The organism is Rahnella contaminans, assembly GCF_011065485.1.
GTDB lineage: Bacteria > Pseudomonadota > Gammaproteobacteria > Enterobacterales > Enterobacteriaceae > Rahnella > Rahnella contaminans.
Genome location: NZ_JAADJS010000001.1, coordinates 309,549 through 327,980, shown reverse-complemented (window position 1 = coordinate 327,980; position 18,432 = coordinate 309,549). Strand labels below are relative to the sequence as shown.

The 18,432-nt window shown below is 56.6% G+C and carries 15 protein-coding genes, 1 tRNA gene and 1 other RNA gene; 11 read left to right on the top strand and 6 right to left on the bottom strand.

Annotated elements, in window-relative coordinates; all coding sequences use genetic code 11:
* Positions 1 to 17: 17 nt before the first annotated feature.
* Positions 18 to 102 (top strand) — tRNA-Tyr (locus tag GW579_RS01490).
* A gap of 44 nt (positions 103 to 146) precedes the next feature.
* Positions 147 to 276: non-coding RNA, RtT sRNA (locus GW579_RS01485), on the top strand.
* Positions 277 to 331: 55 nt separating this feature from the next.
* On the opposite strand, the gene GW579_RS01480 is transcribed toward GW579_RS01485, so the two are convergent.
* Genes GW579_RS01480 through GW579_RS01470 form a run of 3 tightly spaced genes read right to left on the bottom strand, consistent with a single transcriptional unit; the run spans position 332 to position 4,739 of the window.
* Entirely contained in the window at positions 332 to 2,152 is a 1,821-nt protein-coding gene (locus tag GW579_RS01480) for an ABC transporter ATP-binding protein (RefSeq protein ID WP_165057113.1), read from the bottom strand.
* Position 2,153: 1 nt separating this feature from the next.
* Positions 2,154 to 3,587: a M81 family metallopeptidase gene (locus GW579_RS01475; RefSeq protein ID WP_165057112.1), complete on the bottom strand. Its 1,434-nt coding sequence runs from the start codon at positions 3,585 to 3,587 to the stop codon at positions 2,154 to 2,156.
* A 12-nt stretch (positions 3,588 to 3,599) separates the two neighbouring features.
* Positions 3,600 to 4,739 (bottom strand): ROK family transcriptional regulator, encoded by a 1,140-nt coding sequence (locus tag GW579_RS01470; protein WP_165057111.1) that lies wholly within the window; start codon positions 4,737 to 4,739, stop codon positions 3,600 to 3,602.
* A 224-nt stretch (positions 4,740 to 4,963) separates the two neighbouring features.
* Between GW579_RS01470 and GW579_RS01465 the strand changes: the two genes are divergently transcribed.
* From GW579_RS01465 to GW579_RS01450, 4 genes are read left to right on the top strand one after another with little or no spacing between them, the layout of a single operon-like run.
* Complete coding sequence (locus GW579_RS01465) at positions 4,964 to 6,508, top strand: ABC transporter substrate-binding protein (RefSeq protein WP_165057110.1); 1,545 nt, start codon at positions 4,964 to 4,966, stop codon at positions 6,506 to 6,508.
* A gap of 27 nt (positions 6,509 to 6,535) precedes the next feature.
* Entirely contained in the window at positions 6,536 to 7,456 is a 921-nt protein-coding gene (locus tag GW579_RS01460; RefSeq protein ID WP_165057109.1) for an ABC transporter permease, read from the top strand.
* The gene (locus GW579_RS01455; RefSeq protein ID WP_165057108.1) at positions 7,456 to 8,322 is read left to right on the top strand and encodes an ABC transporter permease; all 867 of its coding nucleotides are present in this window, start codon (positions 7,456 to 7,458) and stop codon (positions 8,320 to 8,322) included. Before GW579_RS01460 ends, GW579_RS01455 begins: the two co-directional genes overlap by 1 nt.
* On the top strand, positions 8,319 to 9,248 hold the full coding sequence (locus GW579_RS01450; protein ID WP_165057107.1) for an ROK family protein: 930 nt from the start codon (positions 8,319 to 8,321) through the stop codon (positions 9,246 to 9,248). Before GW579_RS01455 ends, GW579_RS01450 begins: the two co-directional genes overlap by 4 nt.
* Before the next feature lie 259 nt (positions 9,249 to 9,507).
* Here GW579_RS01450 and GW579_RS01445 read toward each other — a convergent pair whose 3' ends face one another.
* Both GW579_RS01445 and GW579_RS01440 read right to left on the bottom strand, forming a co-directional pair.
* Positions 9,508 to 10,398 (bottom strand): dihydrodipicolinate synthase family protein, encoded by an 891-nt coding sequence (locus GW579_RS01445; protein WP_165057106.1) that lies wholly within the window; start codon positions 10,396 to 10,398, stop codon positions 9,508 to 9,510.
* A 44-nt stretch (positions 10,399 to 10,442) separates the two neighbouring features.
* Positions 10,443 to 11,159, bottom strand: coding sequence for an N-acetylmannosamine-6-phosphate 2-epimerase (locus tag GW579_RS01440; RefSeq protein ID WP_206738742.1), 717 nt, complete (start codon positions 11,157 to 11,159; stop codon positions 10,443 to 10,445).
* Between the two features lie 142 nt (positions 11,160 to 11,301).
* On the opposite strand from GW579_RS01440, the gene GW579_RS01435 reads away from it, so the two are divergent.
* The 3 genes from GW579_RS01435 to GW579_RS01425 all read left to right on the top strand — a co-directional run bounded on the left by GW579_RS01435 (position 11,302) and on the right by GW579_RS01425 (position 14,991).
* Positions 11,302 to 12,174, top strand: coding sequence for an N-acetylmannosamine kinase (locus GW579_RS01435; RefSeq protein ID WP_165057104.1), 873 nt, complete (start codon positions 11,302 to 11,304; stop codon positions 12,172 to 12,174).
* Between the two features lie 159 nt (positions 12,175 to 12,333).
* On the top strand, positions 12,334 to 13,161 hold the full coding sequence (locus GW579_RS01430; protein ID WP_206738782.1) for a MurR/RpiR family transcriptional regulator: 828 nt from the start codon (positions 12,334 to 12,336) through the stop codon (positions 13,159 to 13,161).
* 300 nt (positions 13,162 to 13,461) lie between these two features.
* The gene (locus GW579_RS01425; RefSeq protein WP_165057102.1) at positions 13,462 to 14,991 is read left to right on the top strand and encodes an MFS transporter; all 1,530 of its coding nucleotides are present in this window, start codon (positions 13,462 to 13,464) and stop codon (positions 14,989 to 14,991) included.
* Positions 14,992 to 15,030: 39 nt separating this feature from the next.
* Here GW579_RS01425 and GW579_RS01420 read toward each other — a convergent pair whose 3' ends face one another.
* A complete protein-coding gene (locus GW579_RS01420) occupies positions 15,031 to 15,609 on the bottom strand; it encodes a GNAT family N-acetyltransferase (RefSeq protein WP_152325895.1) in 579 nt (192 codons plus the stop codon).
* Positions 15,610 to 15,801: 192 nt separating this feature from the next.
* On the opposite strand from GW579_RS01420, the gene dapF reads away from it, so the two are divergent.
* Both dapF and GW579_RS01410 read left to right on the top strand, forming a co-directional pair.
* Positions 15,802 to 16,641, top strand: coding sequence for a diaminopimelate epimerase (dapF, locus tag GW579_RS01415; RefSeq protein ID WP_165057101.1), 840 nt, complete (start codon positions 15,802 to 15,804; stop codon positions 16,639 to 16,641).
* A gap of 325 nt (positions 16,642 to 16,966) precedes the next feature.
* Positions 16,967 to 18,346, top strand: a complete 1,380-nt coding sequence (locus tag GW579_RS01410) for an MFS transporter (protein WP_165057100.1) — start codon at positions 16,967 to 16,969, stop codon at positions 18,344 to 18,346.
* Positions 18,347 to 18,432 lie beyond the last annotated feature (86 nt).

Below are 18,432 nucleotides of genomic sequence, written 5' to 3'. Positions count from 1 at the left end.
AAGACCACGAAAATTGTGGTGGGGTTCCCGAGCGGCCAAAGGGAGCAGACTGTAAATCTGCCGTCATCGACTTCGAAGGTTCGAATCCTTCCCCCACCACCATCTCAAGCAGTTCGCTTTGCCTTCCGGTAAAAACCAAAAATCAAATAAAGCACAAGCCGGGAAGGATAGAGAATCTTCGACCCGAAGGTTCGAGCCGGGCGAAGCGAGACAACGTTGCGCAGCAACGGCCCGAAGGGCGAGGCCGCAGGCCGAGTCATCCTTCCCCCACCACCATCTCAAGACTCATCCCTGAGTCTCTTCTCCCAAAAGCACCTTTCCAGATTCCAATTCAAACCTGAACAAAATGTCCTGCTGATACTTCCTGATACTGCCTTTGCGGCGGAATAAAACCATTATCGCGCACCGGGCTTTTCAGCTCATCGACCTGCATCTGCCGTTTCAACATTCTGCGCGACGGATCCGGCACCGGCACTGACGCCATCAGTTTGCGCGTATACGGATGCTGCGGATTATCGAATATCGCCGCACGCGGGCCGATCTCAACAATTTCCCCCAGATACATGACCGCCACGCGATGACTGACCCGTTCCACCACCGCCATATCGTGCGAAATAAACAGATACGACAGATTCATGCTTTCCTGCAAATCGAGCAGCAGATTAACCACCTGCGCTTTCACCGACACATCCAGCGCGGAAACCGACTCGTCGGCCACAATCACTTTGGGATCCAACGTCAGCGCACGGGCGATACAAATTCGCTGACGCTGACCGCCTGAAAATTCATGCGGAAAGCGACGCAACATATCCGGCGACAACCCGACTTTTTGCATCAGCGACGCCGCTTTTTCCCGCGCATCGCTGCGGTTATGCAGTTTGTGTTGCAGCATTGGTTCGATCAGCGCGTCGCCAATGCGCATACGCGGATTCAGGCTGGCAAACGGATCCTGAAAAATCATCTGGATGCGCTGACGCATTTGCAAAATATCGCGTTTACCCAGATTCATCACATCAAAACCGTCGAAATTAATCGCGCCGCTGTGCGGCTTCAGCAAACGCGTCACGGCGCGGCCGGTCGTCGATTTTCCGCAGCCGGATTCCCCGACCAGTGAAAGCGTTTCGCCCTGGAATAATTCGAAGCTGACGTTTTCAACCGCGTGAACCGCGCCGACCTGACGGCTGAATACGCCCCCATATACGGGAAAACGCGCGCTCAGATTCTTCACCGAAAGCAACGGCGTCAGCCCGGCATCGACCGTTCCGGCCACTTCCTGCGGCGTATTCGCCTCACCGGTTTGCAGATTGATTTGCGGGAAACGCAGCGGCCAGTCGCGGCCGCGCATCGATCCGAGTTTGGGCACGGCGGCCAGCAGCGCACGGGTATAAGGATGTTGCGGGCGATGGAAAATATCCTCCGTCGCCCCGCTTTCCACCGCTTCGCCGCGGTACATCACCAGCGTCCGGTCGGCGATTTCCGCCACCACGCCCATATCGTGCGTGATAAACAAAACGGCCATGCCCTCTTCTTCCTGCAACGTTTTGATCAAGTCCAAAATCTGTCCCTGAATCGTCACGTCCAGCGCCGTTGTCGGTTCATCGGCAATCAGCAGTTTGGGTTTCAGCGCAAGCGCCATGGCAATCATCACGCGCTGACGCATCCCGCCGGAAAACTGATGCGGATACTCATCAAACCGTTTTGCCGCATTGGGAATGCGCACCTTCTCCAGCAGTTTCAGCGTTTCCGCCCGTGCCTGAGAAGAGGACATTCCCCGGTGACGTTTCAGGCTTTCGGCGATTTGCCGCCCGATACTGAACGTCGGATTGAGCGACGTCATTGGTTCCTGAAAAATCATCGCCATCTCGTTGCCGCGAATATCACGCATCTCCTTATCCGATAACGCCAGCAAACTGCGCTGATTCAGCCGTACTTCTCCTTCAATCTGGCTGCTTTGCGCCTTGAGCAAACGCATCACCGACAGCGATGTAACGCTTTTTCCCGAGCCGGATTCGCCGACAATCGCCAGCGTTTCGCCGGGATAGACTTCAAACGACAAATCGCGCACCACCGGCAGCCAGTCGTCTTCCCCGCGAAAGGACGTGGTCAGATGCTTAACGCTCAGCACGGGCTGACGGTTTTGCGGCTCGTTCATCTTATTTGCTCCTTGCCGACAGCTGAACCTGCGGCACATAGCTGAAATCGCGGTCGAACGGGAAAGTTTTACGCGCCTTGCGGTTACGCGGAAGACGTTCGACGAACTGATCGACCACGCCGTTTGACAGCGCCATCAGATTCGGGCTGGCAAGCGGCGCCAGCTCCGGCGACAGATAACCGGATTTCACCACCACGATATCCGCGGTATGCGGATCCAGCTCCAGGACTGTGAAATCGCTGATGTTGTGATACGGACGACGGCGCGCCGACACGACCACGTCAATGCCGCCAGTTCGCAATACCGCCTGACGGTCAGCCGGTGCCAGCGCATCGAGCAGGAAAATCACCTCAAACTCGCCTTTCACCTGCGGGCTGGAGTGATCCAGCGAAGCGCCCAGCGTCAGCGTTAATACCGATCCCACACCGGCGTTGAACGCCGCGTCGGTCGCAGGCGCGTCAGCAATTCCGGCTACCACTACATTTTGCGCATACTGTTTGATCAATTCCTGCAACACGTCCGCACGATCACCGACGCCGCCGCCGGTCGGGTTATCGCCGGAATCTGCCAGCACCACCGGACGGGTTTCACAGGCAATCGCTTTGCGCACGCAGGCTTCCACCGTATCGGTTTCACAACCGAACACGAAATCTTCACGCGCATCCCAGTAAGCCTGCGCCAGAGTTGTTGCCTGAACTTCGAGCGCAGCACGGTCAGTACCGGTCATGATCACCGCCGCCGTCGCACGCGGTTCATCGGCCCAGACGTAACCGACCATCAGCGAACTGTCCCACACGCCGTCCACTTCATCCATTTCCGGCAGACGGGCATACAAACTTTTCGCCGGTTCATCTTCTGTGCTGGTGCGTTCGCCCGGCAGCACAACCGGCACCGGCACCCACAGCAGCGTCGGTTTTTCGCCGGTTTGCAGATGTTTCACTAACATGGCAACCGAGCGGCGCATGGTTTCTTCCACGTCGATGTGTGGCGCGGTGCGGTACGTCGAAAACATATCAATCGCATCGATAATTCGCTGCGAAACATTGCCGTGCAAATCGTAACTGACGCTGATCGGGCAGTCCGGCCCGACGGCTTTGCGCGCAGCGGCAATCCAGTCGCCTTCCGCATCTTCCAGCCCCTCGACATACATCGCGCCGTGCATCGCCAGATAGAGGCCATCAAACGGTTTTTGCGCTTCCAGCCCGGCCAGCATTTCCGCTTTGAATTTGTCGTAAGTCGCCCGCGCGACCGGCCCGCCGGCAATGGCGCGGGCGTGGATTGTCGGCAAAAACGTCGCCGGATAATCTTGCAGGAAACGAAAACGCGGCGACGCCAGCAGCTGCGCGTCACGAACAACAGTGAAATCCTTTTCCTCGTTGAGAACGGGGTTGTAAGTGCTGCATTCAATATGAATACCGCTGACAGCTATACGCATGTTGATGATTCCTCAGACTGGCTTCAGGCCGACAAGAAAGCGGTGCGCAGCAATGCTTGCCGCCGCGCGCGCCCAGGTGTCGTCGTTTAGGGTGAAAGTGCGAACCGGCGTTTTCCCGGCGTTACCCGGCAACACGTTGGCTTCGATAGATTGCTGAACCACGGTGCCAAACAGGCCGGAAAAATCCGCGTCCTGATGGGCAATCAGGATCATGTCCGGGTCGTTAATCTGAATAAGATGGGATATCGCCAGGCCGAGCGCAGAACCGGCGCGATGCAAAATGCGGATCGCCGCGCTGACGCCCTGCATCGCCTGTTGTTCCAGCCCGCCGATGGTGATGGCATCCAGCCCTTCGGATCTGGCCATTTCAGCAATCGCATTGAGTGAAGCCAGCGTGTCCAGACAACCGCGCTTTCCGCAGCGGCACGGCGAACCGTTGAGCTCCAGCGTGCAGTGGGCAATTTCCCCGGCACCGCCGTGCAGCCCGCGGTGCAGTTTTCCGGCAATGAAATGCGCGCTGCCGATCCCCGCACCGTGGCTGACCAGCGTAAAACTGCTCAGATCACGCGCCTGACCGAAGTTTTTCTCACTCACCGCCAGCGCTTTGGCATCGTTCTCAATCGCCACATCCATGCCGGTGGCCTGCGCAATCAGCTTCGCCAGCGGCACATCGCGCCAGCCCAGCAGCGCCGACTGCACGCAGGTGGACTGATGTTCATCAATCAGGCCCGATAACGTCACCCCGAGCCCGACCATTTTTTTGGCCGCTTCAGGATGCGGTTCAAGCAAGTCCGGCAGCGCCTGTGCGATGTTTTCTGCCAGCCGCTGCGGGTCGGAATCAGCCGCAAATGACACCCGTGAGAGAATTTCACCGTGCAGATTGATCAGCGCCATCTGCGCCGGATTTTGCAGCAAAGAAACGCCTGCAAACCACGCGCCGTCCGGGTGAACCACAAGGCGCACCGACGGCCTTCCCTGTCCGCTGCCGGGCACCGTTTCGGCTTCATGCAGAAAACCGGCGTCGATCATCTCGCGAACCACGCCGCCTATCGCCGCCTTGCTCATTCCCGAAAGCTGCGCCAGCTCTGTGCGGCTGATGCCGCCGGAGGCATTGACCGCCCCCAATATCTGACGTTGCAAAGTTGTTAGCATATTCGTTTCGCTGCTCTCAGTTTTGGCTCATCTGCATTGACATTAAACGGTAAAAATGGATATATCAATGCCAATTAGTTCACAAAATAAACTAAATGTTTCGATATAAGTATTTCATATGAACTATTTGTTAAAAAATGTCTTGTAATGAGATCTGTCGAATAACGCAATAAAACGACGTAGCCAGAGCCACTTAATCCGATTTTTCACGCAGAGGGCAGAACATGAAGATTACCCGTTACATCCGGCGTCCCGTGCAGTTATCACTGCTGAGCAGCGCCCTTCTCGCCGCGTTTTCGTTGCCGGTTGTCGCCGCCACGCTGAACGTGATGCAAAACGAAGCGCCGCGCAGCATGGACCCTGGCAACCAGACCGCCACGTTTACCGGCACGGTGCTGGATCCGATGTACGAAGGTCTGCTGCGCATGTCGCCTCAGCTGAAACCGGAAGCCGCGCTCGCCACCTCATGGAGCAGCGATGAAAGCGGTCTGGTCTGGACATTCAAACTGCGCAGCGGTGTAACATTCCACGACGGCACGCCGTTTAATGCCGACGCTGTGGTCGCCAACTTCGCCCGCCATCTCGACACCAAACGCGGGCTGGCCGCCAGCGGACGTCTGCGCACCTTCCTCGACAGCGTGACCAAAACCGACGAATCCACTGTTGTCTTCAAACTGAAAAAACCGTATCCGGCCTTCCTGAATTTACTCACCACCGGCGCGTGTCTGATGGTCAGCCCGGCGGCGGATAAAACCGGCACGCTCGACAGCAAAGCCGTCGGCACCGGCCCGTACAAAATGGTGCAGTACAAAACCGGCGAATTCGTGCTGGAAGAAAAATATCCGGGCTACTGGGGTGATAAAGCCGCCGGGCCGGACGACATCAAATGGACGTGGAGCGCCGAGCCGTCAGTCATGAACATGGCGTTGCAGGCCGGTGAAACCGACGTCATCAACCCGGTGCCGCCGCAGTTCGCCCGCGTACTGAAAAACAATCCGAAATTCAGCCTGCACGAAAGTCCGGGTGCCGCCGTGTTCTGGGTTGCGCTCAACACCGATCTCAAACCGCTTAGCGACGTTCGCGTCCGTCAGGCGCTGAACTACGCCACCGACCGCGACGGGCTGGTGCGCGCCATCATGTCCGGCTTCGCGCAACCGGCGAATTCCCCGCTGGCACCGGTTACCGCCGGTTATGACAAAACGCTGAACCCGTATCCTCTGGATCTCGCCAAAGCCAAAGCGCTGTTAAAAGAAGCCGGTGTCGCTGACGGATTCAGCATGTCGATTGCGGTGCAAGGTCAGGACGCGCGGATCGGCCAGGTGCTGCAAAGCATGTGGGCGAAAATTGGCGTGAAACTGGACGTACGCATTATGGAAAGCGGCGTGTGGACCAAAGCCGCGTTTGCCGATCAGGCCGGAAAAAAAGCCGATAATACCGGCGCAATTCTGGCGTCATGGTCTTCCGGCGCGAACGGCGCAGATCTGCAACTTCGTCCGCTGTATTACAGCAAAAGCTTTGCACCGGGCGGCGCAAATCTCGGCTTCTTTAATGATCCGAAACTCGATGAAATGTTAGATAAAGCCGCGTCAACGCTGGATGAAAATACCCGCAATGCGATTTACGTGGAGGCGCAGAAAGAAATCAACCAGCAGGCGCCGCAGGTCTTGCTGTATTACCAGAATGATTTGTACGCCACCGGCACCGGGATTTCCGGCGTGACGATGATTCCGGGCGGCCAGATCGTGGTCAAAGACGCACAGAAAAAATAACAGCGTCATTTACGGTGGAAATGAGTGATGAAAGCCTATCTTGCCAAAAAACTTATCGCTTTCCCGATCATTCTGATCGGGGTATCGATGCTGATTTTTGTGTCCATCCGTGCGCTGCCGGGCGATCCGGCACGCCTGATGGCCGGGCCTGAAGCCACACAGGAAGCGGTGGACGCCATGCGCGTGCGCCTCGGACTGGATCAGCCGCTGGTCACGCAATATCTGCATTTTGCCGCTAACGTGCTGCACGGCAATCTCGGCGTCTCGTTGCAGTCGCAACAACCGGTGACGCAGGAAATCGGCGAGCGTATGCCGTACACCCTGATGCTCGCCGTGCTGTCATATTTTCTGGCGGTAGCGATTGGCGTTCCGGCGGGCATGATAGGCGCGGTTTACCGCAACCGCTGGCCGGATTTTGGCGTGATGTTGCTGGCGATTGCCGGTGCGTCTGTCGCCAACTTCTGGCTCGGTCTGATGGCAATGAATACCTTTTCGGTGAATCTCGGCTGGCTGCCGCTGCTCGGCGCCACGTCGTGGAAAAGCTATATTTTGCCCTCGGTCACGCTGGCGGTTTTACCAATGGCCGTGATGGCACGCATGACACGTTCGAGCATGCTCGACGTATTGTCGGAAGATTACATCCGCACCGCGCGCGCCAAAGGGTTATCCGCCACCACGGTTTATTGCAGCCATGCCTTTCGCAACGCACTGATCCCGATTGTCACCATTGTGGCGCTCAATTTCGGCAGTCTGATTGGTGGCGCGGTGGTCACGGAATCCGTCTTCAACTGGCCGGGCATTGGCCGTTTGCTGGTCGATTCCGTGCGCTATCGTGATTATCCGGTGATCCAGGGTGTCGCGCTGGTGGCCGTTTGCGGCGTGGTGGTGATGAACCTGCTCGGTGAATTACTGATAGCCTTCCTGAATCCAAAAATAAGGTTCGACTAATGTCTGCCATTATCACGCAATTACCCCGTCGCAAACCGCGGACGCTGCGGTTGTTTCGCTGGTGCTGGCGTCATCCTGCGGTGACGCTCGGCGGCCTGATTGTCGGCCTGATCGTCCTGATGGGGTTATTCGCGCCGCTGCTCGCCCGCCACGATCCTTATGCACAGGATCTGATTGATACCCTGCTCGCGCCGAACGCCGATCACTGGTTTGGCACCGACGATTATGGCCGCGATATCTTTGCCCGCGTCATTTACGGCGCGCGGATTTCCATTGTCGAAGTGGTGCTGAGCGTCGGGCTGGCAATGATTATCGGCATTCCGTTAGGGATTATTGCCGGTATGGCCGGTCGTTATACCGACATGATCATCATGTGGTTTATGGACATGCTGTTTGCGTTTCCGGGCATCGTGCTGGCGATTCTGGTGGTCAGCATTCTCGGCGGCGGGCTGGTCAATCTACTGATCGCCATTTCGCTGTTCGCCATTCCGGTCTATGCGCGTCTGAGCCGTAACCTCACGCTCGGTTTAAAGCAGATGGAATACGTCGAAGCCGCGCAGGCGCTGGGGTTGTCGAATTACCGGATTATTGTCCATTACATTCTGCGCAACGCCATCGGCCCGATCATTGTGCAATCGACGCTGACCGCGGGCACCGTCATTCTCGCCGCCGCCAGCCTCTCATTTCTGGGTCTGGGCGTGCAGCCGCCGATGCCGGAATGGGGTACCATGATGAGCGATGGCCGTAACTTCCTCGGCATAAATATTTACCTTTCGCTGTTCCCGGGTCTGGCCATTATGCTGACCGTGCTTGGTTTTAACGTACTGGGCGACGGGCTGCGCGACTTACTGGACACACGCTCATGAGTTCTGCAGTTTTCTGCGCCGATATCGGCGGTTCATTTATTAAGTTTGGCGTTTCACGCACTTCCGGCGAAGTGGAAGAATGCGGCAAAGTGCCGACACCCGTTTCGTCGTGGGATGATTTCGTGACGGCGATGCAAAACTTCATTACGCAGTTTGGCGGTGATTTACCCGCATCAACCCCGCTGGCGATCTCCACTGCCGGGCTGGTTTCTCCGCAAACCGGCGAATTGCTGGCGACCAATATTCCGGCCTTCACCGGACGCTCGCTGGCGAAAGATTTGAGCGCGGCGCTGAACCGCCCGGTCACCGCCGCCAACGACGCGGACTGTTTTGCACTGGCCGAAGCCCACGCCGGAAACGCGCAAAATCATGCGGTGGTTGTGGCCATTATTCTGGGTACCGGCGTCGGCGGCGGCGTGGTGATTAACGGCCATCTGGTTCGCGGCCACGGTGGCGTCACCGGCGAATGGGGACACGGCGCTATCACGCGCACCGAAGTCATGATTGACGGAGAAACCTACGCCGTTCCGCGTCTCAAATGCGGCTGCGGTCAGACCGGTTGCCTCGACATGCTGGGTGCCGCGCGCGGCCTTGAGCGCCTGCATAAGCATTTCCATCAGCAGGATAAAACCAGTCTGGAGATCGTCAGCGGCTGGCAAACCGGTAATGCGTCCTGCGGGCTGACGGTAAACGCCTGGCTGCAAATCGTATCCGAACCGCTGGCGCTGCTGGTGAATATTCTCGGCCCTTCACGGATTGTCGCGGGCGGCGGCCTGGCGTCTGCGACGGCGCTGATTGCGGCGCTGGATCAGGCTGTGCGTAAAGGTGTTTTACATAATTATGCGGAGACACTGCTGGTACCGGGGAAATTTCTGACAGCTGGCGGGCTGGTGGGGGCATCGGTGATGGGGAGGATCGGGTCTTAAGTCAAGACCCCGGGTTGCCACCCAATCTGGCCTAAAGAGGCGCCAGCCGCCGCGCCTCTTTAGAATCTCCGGCTCTTAAACTACGTGCTATCGCCGGGACGACGGACATGTTCTGGCAAATTTGCAGGTGGCGCAAATCCAGGCACTGCGTGCTTCCTTCGCCCGGTCTTCAAGCCATAGGTCTCGAAGCCGCTCCGCTCAGCAGGGTTTTGAGCGCGCCATTTTTAGATCGCTGGTGGGTCATGTCCTTTCTTATTTTTTATAAACTCAATGCATCACGCATGCGGTTTTCGACGGTTTGTTTTTGTTCCCGGGTCAGTGCGCGCAGCGGAAGGCGCGGGTTGCCGGCGTCGATGCCGTGCAGTTTCATCGCGGCTTTGCCTGCGGCGACACCGCCGAATTCCACCAGTACGCGGATCAGGGCTACAACGCGATCCATGCCCTGACGGACGGCGGTCTGATTTCCGGCGTTAAAGTCATCAATGATTTTATGGAACAGCGGCGCGGCGTAGTTATAGGTGCTGCCGACTGCGCCGATGGCACCGACAGCCAGACCGCCGGGGAGGTGTTCGTCCACGCCAAACGGGATATCGAATTTACCGCCACTCACACGCTGGCAGCGCTGGAATTCATACAAATCTGCGCTGTTGAATTTAATGCCGGACAGGTTCGGGATTTTGGATCCGCCTTTGATCAGGAACTGTTCCATATCCAGATTCACGCCAGACATGCCGGAATGGTAATAATAGAAACCTTTCGACGGTGCCGCCGATGCTATCGCCTGACAGTAATCAATCAGGTCATCCACGTTTGCCGGTTTAAAGAAGCACGGCCCGATCACCGACGTTGCAAAAATGTCCAGCGATTCGGCGTGACGCGATAATTCCACTGCGTCTTTAATACTGAGTGCGCCGGTGTGCAGCGTAATGCTTAATTTTCCCTGCGCCGCTTTTACCCAACGTTCGGCGATTTTTTTGCGTTCTTCAACTGAACAGTGAATACCTTCACCGGTGGTTCCGCAGACGTAAACGCCCTTCACGCCATCGTTCACCAGATGTTCCGCTATCTGATCGATGACCGGAAAATTCACCTCACCCTGCGCATCAAATGGCGTGTGTGGAGCAGCAATCAGACCTGTTAATTTTTTCATGTGCTTTCTCATCAATGGGAAGTTAAGGGAATCAGTCCGTTTTCTCAGAAACCGGTCAGTTTGTTCTGTTCATTTTGCGCAATGGCTTTACAAAACCAGCCGCAAATATGTTCGATACGCGTCACGGCAGAACCGACGGTAACGGCGTAAGCGCCCGCTGCCATTACTTCAGCGGCCAGCGCGGGGGAGTTATAACGACCTTCGGCAATCACCCGGCATCCGGCCTGCGCCAGTGCGCGGACCAGCGCAATATCCGGTGCTTCGGGCACCGGCGTTTGGGTATAGCCCGAGAGCGTGGTGCCGATAAAATCACAGCCCAGTTTTTGCGCCAGAAGACCATCTTCGAGACATGATGCGTCGGCCATCGTCAGGCATCCGGCTTCGCGGGCGCGCTGATACAACGCCTCAACCGGCACGGGGCGAAAACGCTGTGTGACGTCAAAAGCAATAATGTCGGCTCCGGCGGCGCTCAGCGCGTCAACATCTTCCAGCCAGGGCGTGATCCGCACGTCAGAATCCGGCAGGTCACGTTTGATGATGCCGATAACCGGCGCATCCGTGGCCCGGCGCACCGCTTCAATGTTGCGGATGCCTTCAATACGCAGCGCCACCGCCCCGCCGTCGAGCGCCGCACACGCCATCGCGGCGACGATTTCCGGTTTGTCCATGGCACTGCCGGGCACCGGCTGGCAGGAAACGATCAGCCCTTTGTCCAGCAGGGTCAGGAGATCATTCATGTTGCGCACGTTTGTCTTTACCATGAACTCAAAACTCCAATATTAAATATTAAATGAAGTATAACTCCAATCATGGTAGATCTTTTGTTCTCAGGGCGCAATGACGCAAATCGCCGTTACCGCTTCATGTTAGTGACCGGCATTCAGTTTTATGAGGAAAACGCAGATGGGAAACGTGTTAGCACTGGATATTGGCGGGACAAAAATTGCGGCGGCCATGGTGGCGCAAGACGGCACGCTGTCGGAACGTCAGCAGATCGCCACGCCCCACGGTGATGCCGCCGGGTTAGCCGGCGCGCTGGAAAAGCTGATTACCCCGTGGCGTAACCGGGTCGATCTGATTGCCGTTGCCTCGACCGGCATCATCAGTCAGGGGCGGCTGACTGCGCTGAACCCGAGGAATCTCGGCGGGCTGTCAGGGTTTCCTTTACAAGACTGCCTCCGTGCCGTAGCGGATTTACCGAATGTGGTACTCAATGACGGACAGGCTGCGGCGTGGGCGGAATATCAGGCCGTGCAGGAAACCTGCGATAACGCACTGTTTGTCACCGTCTCAACCGGTGTGGGCGGCGGAATTATCTGGAACAGAAAATTATTAACCGGCCGCAACGGGCTGGCCGGGCACATCGGCCATACCGCGTTTGATCCGCAAGGCGGGCTGTGCGGCTGCGGGCGTCGCGGTTGTGTCGAAAGCGTCGCATCGGGTACCGCCATCGGCCATGCGATGATGGAGAATGCGAGACCGCTGGGCGCGGAACAGGTTTTCGAACGCGCCCGCGCGGGAAATGGCGACGCGCAACGGGTGATCAGCCGTTCAGCGGCCGCCGTTGCGTCAATGCTGGCAGATATGCATATTTCGCTGGATCTGGACGTCGTCATGATGGGCGGCAGCGTCGGGCTGGCAGAGGGGTATCGGGAAAAAGTGGCGCATGCGCTTAACCAGTTACCGGCGATTTACCGGGTTGCGCTGCGCTCTGCGCATCACCGGCAGGACAGCGGTTTAATCGGTGCAGCATTATGGGCCAGAGCCACATTGTAGCCCTGTGCGGCGGTAATCAGGCTTCACGGAGTCAGCCAACTATGTAATGATGTGCACCGGTTAAATCATTGTTTCTGTCACTCTTTCCCCCGAGGTGTCCACGTGAAAACGGGTGCTCAACATTTCAAACCAGGTAAAATTCTTGATGCTCTGGGGGCGATGCAAAACAGCCTGACCCGCTCCGCGCAGCGCATTGCGGTTTATATTCAGGCCGAACCTTCCAAAGTCACGCAACTTTCCCTCGCTGAACTTTCCACCCTCACGCAGGCCGGTGAAGCCACGATTATCCGCTTCTGCCGCACGCTGGGTTACAAAGGGTTTCAGGATTTCAAAATGGATCTGGCGATCGAAGTGGCGACGCGTCCGGATCCCGAAGAAAGCCTGCTGGACGCCGATGTTCAGGACGCCGACAGCCCGCAGGCGATTGCCGGAAGATTGCAGTCAGCGATCAATAACGTGCTGACCGAAACCATCAATCTGCTGTCGCTGGAAAACGTTGAACAGGTGGTGAAGCTGATGCGCCCCGCCGACCGGATTTGTATTTTCGGGCTGGGCTCTTCAGGCATTACCGCTGAAGACGCGAAAAGCAAGCTGATGCGTATCGGACTGCGTGTTGACGCAGCGACCAACAATCACTTTATGTACATGCAGGCTTCTCTGATGAAGCCCGGCGATGTCGCCATCGGCATCAGCCATTCCGGCACCTCCGCCGAAACGGTACATGCGCTGAAACTGGCGAAAGAAGCCGGTGCGGCCACCGTCGCGCTGACTCATAATGTCGGTTCTCCCATCACCGACATGGCCGATTACGTGCTGATCAACGGCAACAAGCAGGGTCAATTGCAGGGCGACTCCATCGGCACCAAAATCGCGCAACTGTTCGTTCTCGACCTGATTTACGCGCTGCTGGTGAAAGCCGATCCTGTGCAGGCGGAGCAAACCAAACGTAAAACCACGCAGGCCATCAGCCAGCACGGCGCCCGCTAAAACCATTTCCTGCCGCATTTTCCGGCTTTCATCGCGCTGATCCTTTTTCAGCGCGCCTTGTGACCTCTCCATCCTGCTGCTTATCTTTCCCTGTTCAGCATTTCACCTTCTTTATCACACTTTTCTCAGTCAGTGATTGAAATGCAGGAGCGATCTAATACACTCAAATGGAGTTTTACTCCTAATTAATATTTAACTTGGAGCAAAACGCGGTAAAAGCTGAAAACGAAAACAGAGACGATGAGCGACCCCCGACAACAATTTTGCCCGTGACCGACGGGATGTGGAGAGAGCGACGATATGAGCAATTCATTACGGCCTCGTGCTGACAGGCCAGAGACTAAAGCGCCCCGCTGGTACAAACAATTGTCACCTGCGCAATGGAAAGCCTTCGCCGCCGCCTGGGTCGGTTACGCCCTGGACGGGTTTGATTTTGTGATTATCACGCTGGTGCTGACGGACATTAAACAGGAGTTCGGCCTGACGCTTCTACAGGCCAGCAGTCTGATTTCCGCTGCCTTTATCTCCCGCTGGTTTGGCGGATTAGTGCTCGGCGCGATGGGCGACCGGTATGGCCGCAAACTGGCGATGATCACCAGCATCGTCCTCTTTTCCTGCGGCACGCTGGCCTGCGGGCTGGCACCGGGTTACACCACATTATTTATCGCGCGCCTGGTTATCGGCATCGGCATGGCAGGCGAATACGGCTCCAGCTCAACATACGTGATGGAAAGCTGGCCGAAAAACATGCGTAACAAAGCCAGCGGATTTCTGATCTCCGGCTTCTCAATCGGTGCCGTGCTGGCGGCGCAGGCGTACAGTTATATCGTTCCGGCTTTCGGCTGGCGGATGCTGTTTTACATCGGATTGCTGCCGATCATTTTCGCGCTGTGGCTGCGTAAAAACCTGCCCGAAGCCGAAGACTGGAAAGAATCTCAGCGCAAAAACCAGCAAAGCAAACAGCACAGTGACCGCAACATGGTCGATATTCTCTATCGCAGCCGCCTCAGTTATCTCAACATCGGGCTGACTCTTTTTGCCGCCGCGGCGCTCTACGCCTGTTTCACCGGCATGGTATCTGCGCCTTTCGTCGCCGTGCTCGGGATTTCCTGCGCTGCCATTTTCATCTGCTTCATGGTGCAAACCAGCGGTGAACGCTGGCCGACCGGTGTGATGCTGATGCTGGTGGTGTTCTGCGCCTTCCTGTATTCGTGGCCGATTCAGGCATTGTTACCGACATACCTGAAAATAGATCTGGGTTATGACCCGCATACCGTTGGCAACGTCCTGTTTTTCAGCGGGTTCGGCGCGGCAGTCGGCTGTTGCGTCGGCGGCTTCCTCGGCGACTGGCTGGGCACGCGTAAAGCCTACGTCACCAGCCTGCTGATCTCTCAGTTGCTGATTATTCCGCTGTTCGCCATCAAAGGTTCGGACATGCTTTTCCTCGGCGGACTGCTGTTCTTACAACAAATGCTCGGTCAGGGCATCGCGGGATTACTGCCTAAAATGCTCGGCGGATATTTTGATACCGAACAGCGCGCGGCCGGTCTGGGTTTCACCTATAACGTCGGGGCGCTGGGCGGCGCACTGGCACCGATACTGGGCGCGTCGATTTCCCAGCATCTCAGCCTCGGCACTGCGCTGGGTTCGCTGTCATTCAGCCTGACGTTTGTCGTTATTCTGCTGATTGGTTTTGATATGCCTTCCCGCGTACAGCGTTGGATCCGTCCTTCCGGCCTGAGAATGCACGACGCCATCGACGGTCAGCCCTTCAGCGGCGCAGCGGGGGTAAAACCGGCGTTTCAGAAACCGGGATGCGCGCGCAGTTAAACCGGCACACAGCAAAAAGGGCCGCTAAGGCCCTTTTCTTTAAGTGAGATCTCCCCGTCTGAGCCGGTACAGGCAATGCTCCTCAAGCCAGTTTCCCTTCTCCACGGCCGGATGGTTGAAGTTTTCACTGATATCACACGTCATCCCCATTTTCTTCATCACCGCCTGCGAGCGCCTATTCGGCAAGGCTGTAAAGGCCACGATTTCATCCAGCCCGAGCTGTTCAAATCCGGCATTCAGTGCTGCACGCGCCGCCTCGCTGCAATAGCCCTTTCCCCATACGTCCGCACGTAGTCGCCAGCCGATTTCCACACACGGCGTAAACGGCAAATCATAGCCAGGCGTATGCAGACCCACAAAACCGATAAACTCACCGGTGTCACGCAGCTCCACCGCCCAGATCCCCCAGCCGCGAACTGCAATCAAATCCCGGCAACGGGCGAGCATCTCGTCGCTTTTTTCCCGGGTCATTGTTGACGGAAAAAACTCCATCACCCGCGGGTCAGCATTCATTTCAGCAAACGGACCGGCATCGCTGTCGCGCCACTGCCGCAGCGTCAGGCGGGGCGTCACGATTTTCAGTGGTGGAAAGGCCACCGGAACGGTAAAGGTTTCCATGAATAACTCCTTGTTGTGGCTCGCGCAATAACCGGCGAAAGTGTTTATTACCACACGCGGCGCGAATTTTACATTCGTGAACTCATCAGCCTGGAAATCTGCGGAGTTAATCCCGTCAAAATAAAGCTGACAAACCGCCGCTTTCCCATTACATGTATTCATATCATTGATGAATATATTGGGATCACAAACATGCTTTTTCACCGCTATCACGGGCTGGGTAACGATTATCTGGTCTGCCACCACAGCGTCGCAAGCCTGCTGACAAATCAGCAAATTCAGCGCATCTGCGACCGCCATTACGGCATCGGTTCTGACGGATTACTGATCGACTTCGATGACGCAGAAATCCCGACATTACGCATCATCAATCCCGACGGCTCCGAGGCGGAGAAAAGCGGCAACGGCCTGCGTATCTACGCCCGATATCTGTTTGATATTGGCCGCGTCGGGCATACGCCGTTTCTGGTGAATACGCTGGGTGGTCAGGTGCGTTGCGAAGTCACAGAAGGCGCGCATCAGGTGATTGTGGATATGGGGCAGGCAAAATTTGCGCCGTCGGCATTACCGGCGAGCGTCGAAGGCAACGAAGCGCTGGCGTTGCCGCTGGTCGTCGGTGGCCATCAGCTCAGCGCCACACTGGTGTCGATGGGCAATCCGCATTGCGTGATTTTGGTGAAGAAGCTCGACCTGGATTTAGTCAGACAACTGGGCGCAGAAATCGAAACGCTGGCAATTTTCCCGAAACGCACCAACGTTCAGTTTGTTGAAGTGCTGGACCGCAACAACATCAGCATCGGGATCTGGGAACGCGGCGCAGGTTACACGCTGGCGTCCGGCAGCAGCAGTTGCGCTGCCGCCAGCGCCATGCGCAAACTTGGATGCGTGGACGACAACGTTACGGTGCATATGCCGGGCGGCACACTGGCGATCAGCTTCAGCGGTGATTTTCAGGTCAACATGCGCGGACCGGTGCAAAAAATCGCCTCCGTCGTGCTCGATGACGACTGCTTTTGGGACATGCCGGAATAAATTTCCTCGCGCTTTTCTCCCCGCCCTCTTTTCATTTTCACCTTAACGTTCCCCCGACGGCAGCCTGTCTGCCGTTCTTCGCTTACCCATCGTGATAAACAAAACTCATACCTGCATAATGATTTTATGGCAGACAGCGCGCTTTCCAGCCCCTAAGTTGGTTATCAGGAAGCACCACAATGAATAACCAACTCATTGTTTAATAAATAAAATAATTTTAATAAAACCCCAGCACGGCACGCCGGTGTGCTCCGGAAGTCAGTGAGTATTTTTTCAAAGTTTTAATCCGATCACATATTAATAAAAAAAACAGAGAGCGTACCCTATGAGCAACAACACCATCGTGGATGTTAAAACGTGGATAGACGAACGCCCGATATCAAAATATCAATGGGTGGTTCTGGGGCTGTGTTTCATCATCATTATGTTCGACGGCTACGACGCGGCGGTGATGGGTTTTATCGCCCCGGCGCTGATTGAAGACTGGGGCATCAGCCGTGCGGAAATGGGGCCGATCCTGGGTGCAGCCATGTTCGGCGTCGCCATCGGCGCGCTGATTGCCGGGCCAAACGCCGACCGTTTCGGGCGAAAACGCGTCCTGATGTGGTCCATTCTCTGCTTCGCCCTGTTCAGCCTGCTGAGTACCTTCGCCCGCACGCCGGTGGAAATGGCCATTTTACGTTTTCTCACCGGCCTCGGTTTAGGCGCGGTCATGCCCAACACCGTCACACTGGTCTCGGAATACATGCCGGAGCGCCGCCGCAGCCTGATGATCACCGTGATGTACAGCGGCTTTAACGTCGGCTCCGGTGCCGGAGGCTTTGTCGCCGCCGGTTTGTTACCGCATTTTGGCTGGAAAGCGGTGATCTTCGCAGGCGGCATTGTGCCGCTGCTGATGCTGCCATTGCTGATGTGGATCCTGCCGGAATCGGCGATGTACATGGTGGTGCGCAACGTTGCTAAAGAGAAGATTGCCAAAGTGCTGACACGCGCCGGTGGCCTGTTCAGCGCGGAAACCAAATTCGTCCTGAAGGCGCCGGTCATTCAGAAAAAAGCCAAAGTCTTCCAGCTGTTCACCAACGGTTATGCCAAAGGCACGATTGTTCTGTGGGTCACGTATTTCATGGGGCTGTTCGTGATTTACCTGCTCAACGGCTGGCTGCCAACCATTATGCGTAACGGCGGTTTCTCGCTGGAACGTGCCGCTATCGTCGCCGGTTTATTCCAGCTCGGCGGCACCTTCGGCGGCCTGATGGTCGGCGGTCTGATGGATAAATTCACCGCGAAACGCGTCATCGCCGGTTTCTACATCATGGGCATGATAAGCCTGCTGTCGCAGGGTATCGGCAACTTCGGCCCGGACGTGCTGGCGCTTCTGGTCTTCATCAGCGGCGTGTGTATTAACGGCGCACAGACCGGGCTTCAGGCGTTCTCCCCGGCCTTCTACCCGACCGAAATGCGCGCCACCGGTGTCTGCTGGATGCACGGTATTGGCCGCAGCGGCGCGATTATCAGCTCGTCGATGGGCGGCGTCCTGCTGGGCATTTTCTCCGGCCAAAACATGATCTTTATTATTCTGGCGTTGCCTGCCCTGCTGGCCGGCCTGAGTATTCTTTTGCACCGCGCGGCACACCCGGCCGAGATGATCAAAGGCGTTGATATTACTGACATCCCGGAGTTGTCGCGCACCATGAACATCCGCTAACCTTACGTTAGCCTCCTTATAATTAGAAACATAAATATACTGACGCAGCGGCTGCGCTGCGATTACCCTACAAAAAGTTCAGAGGA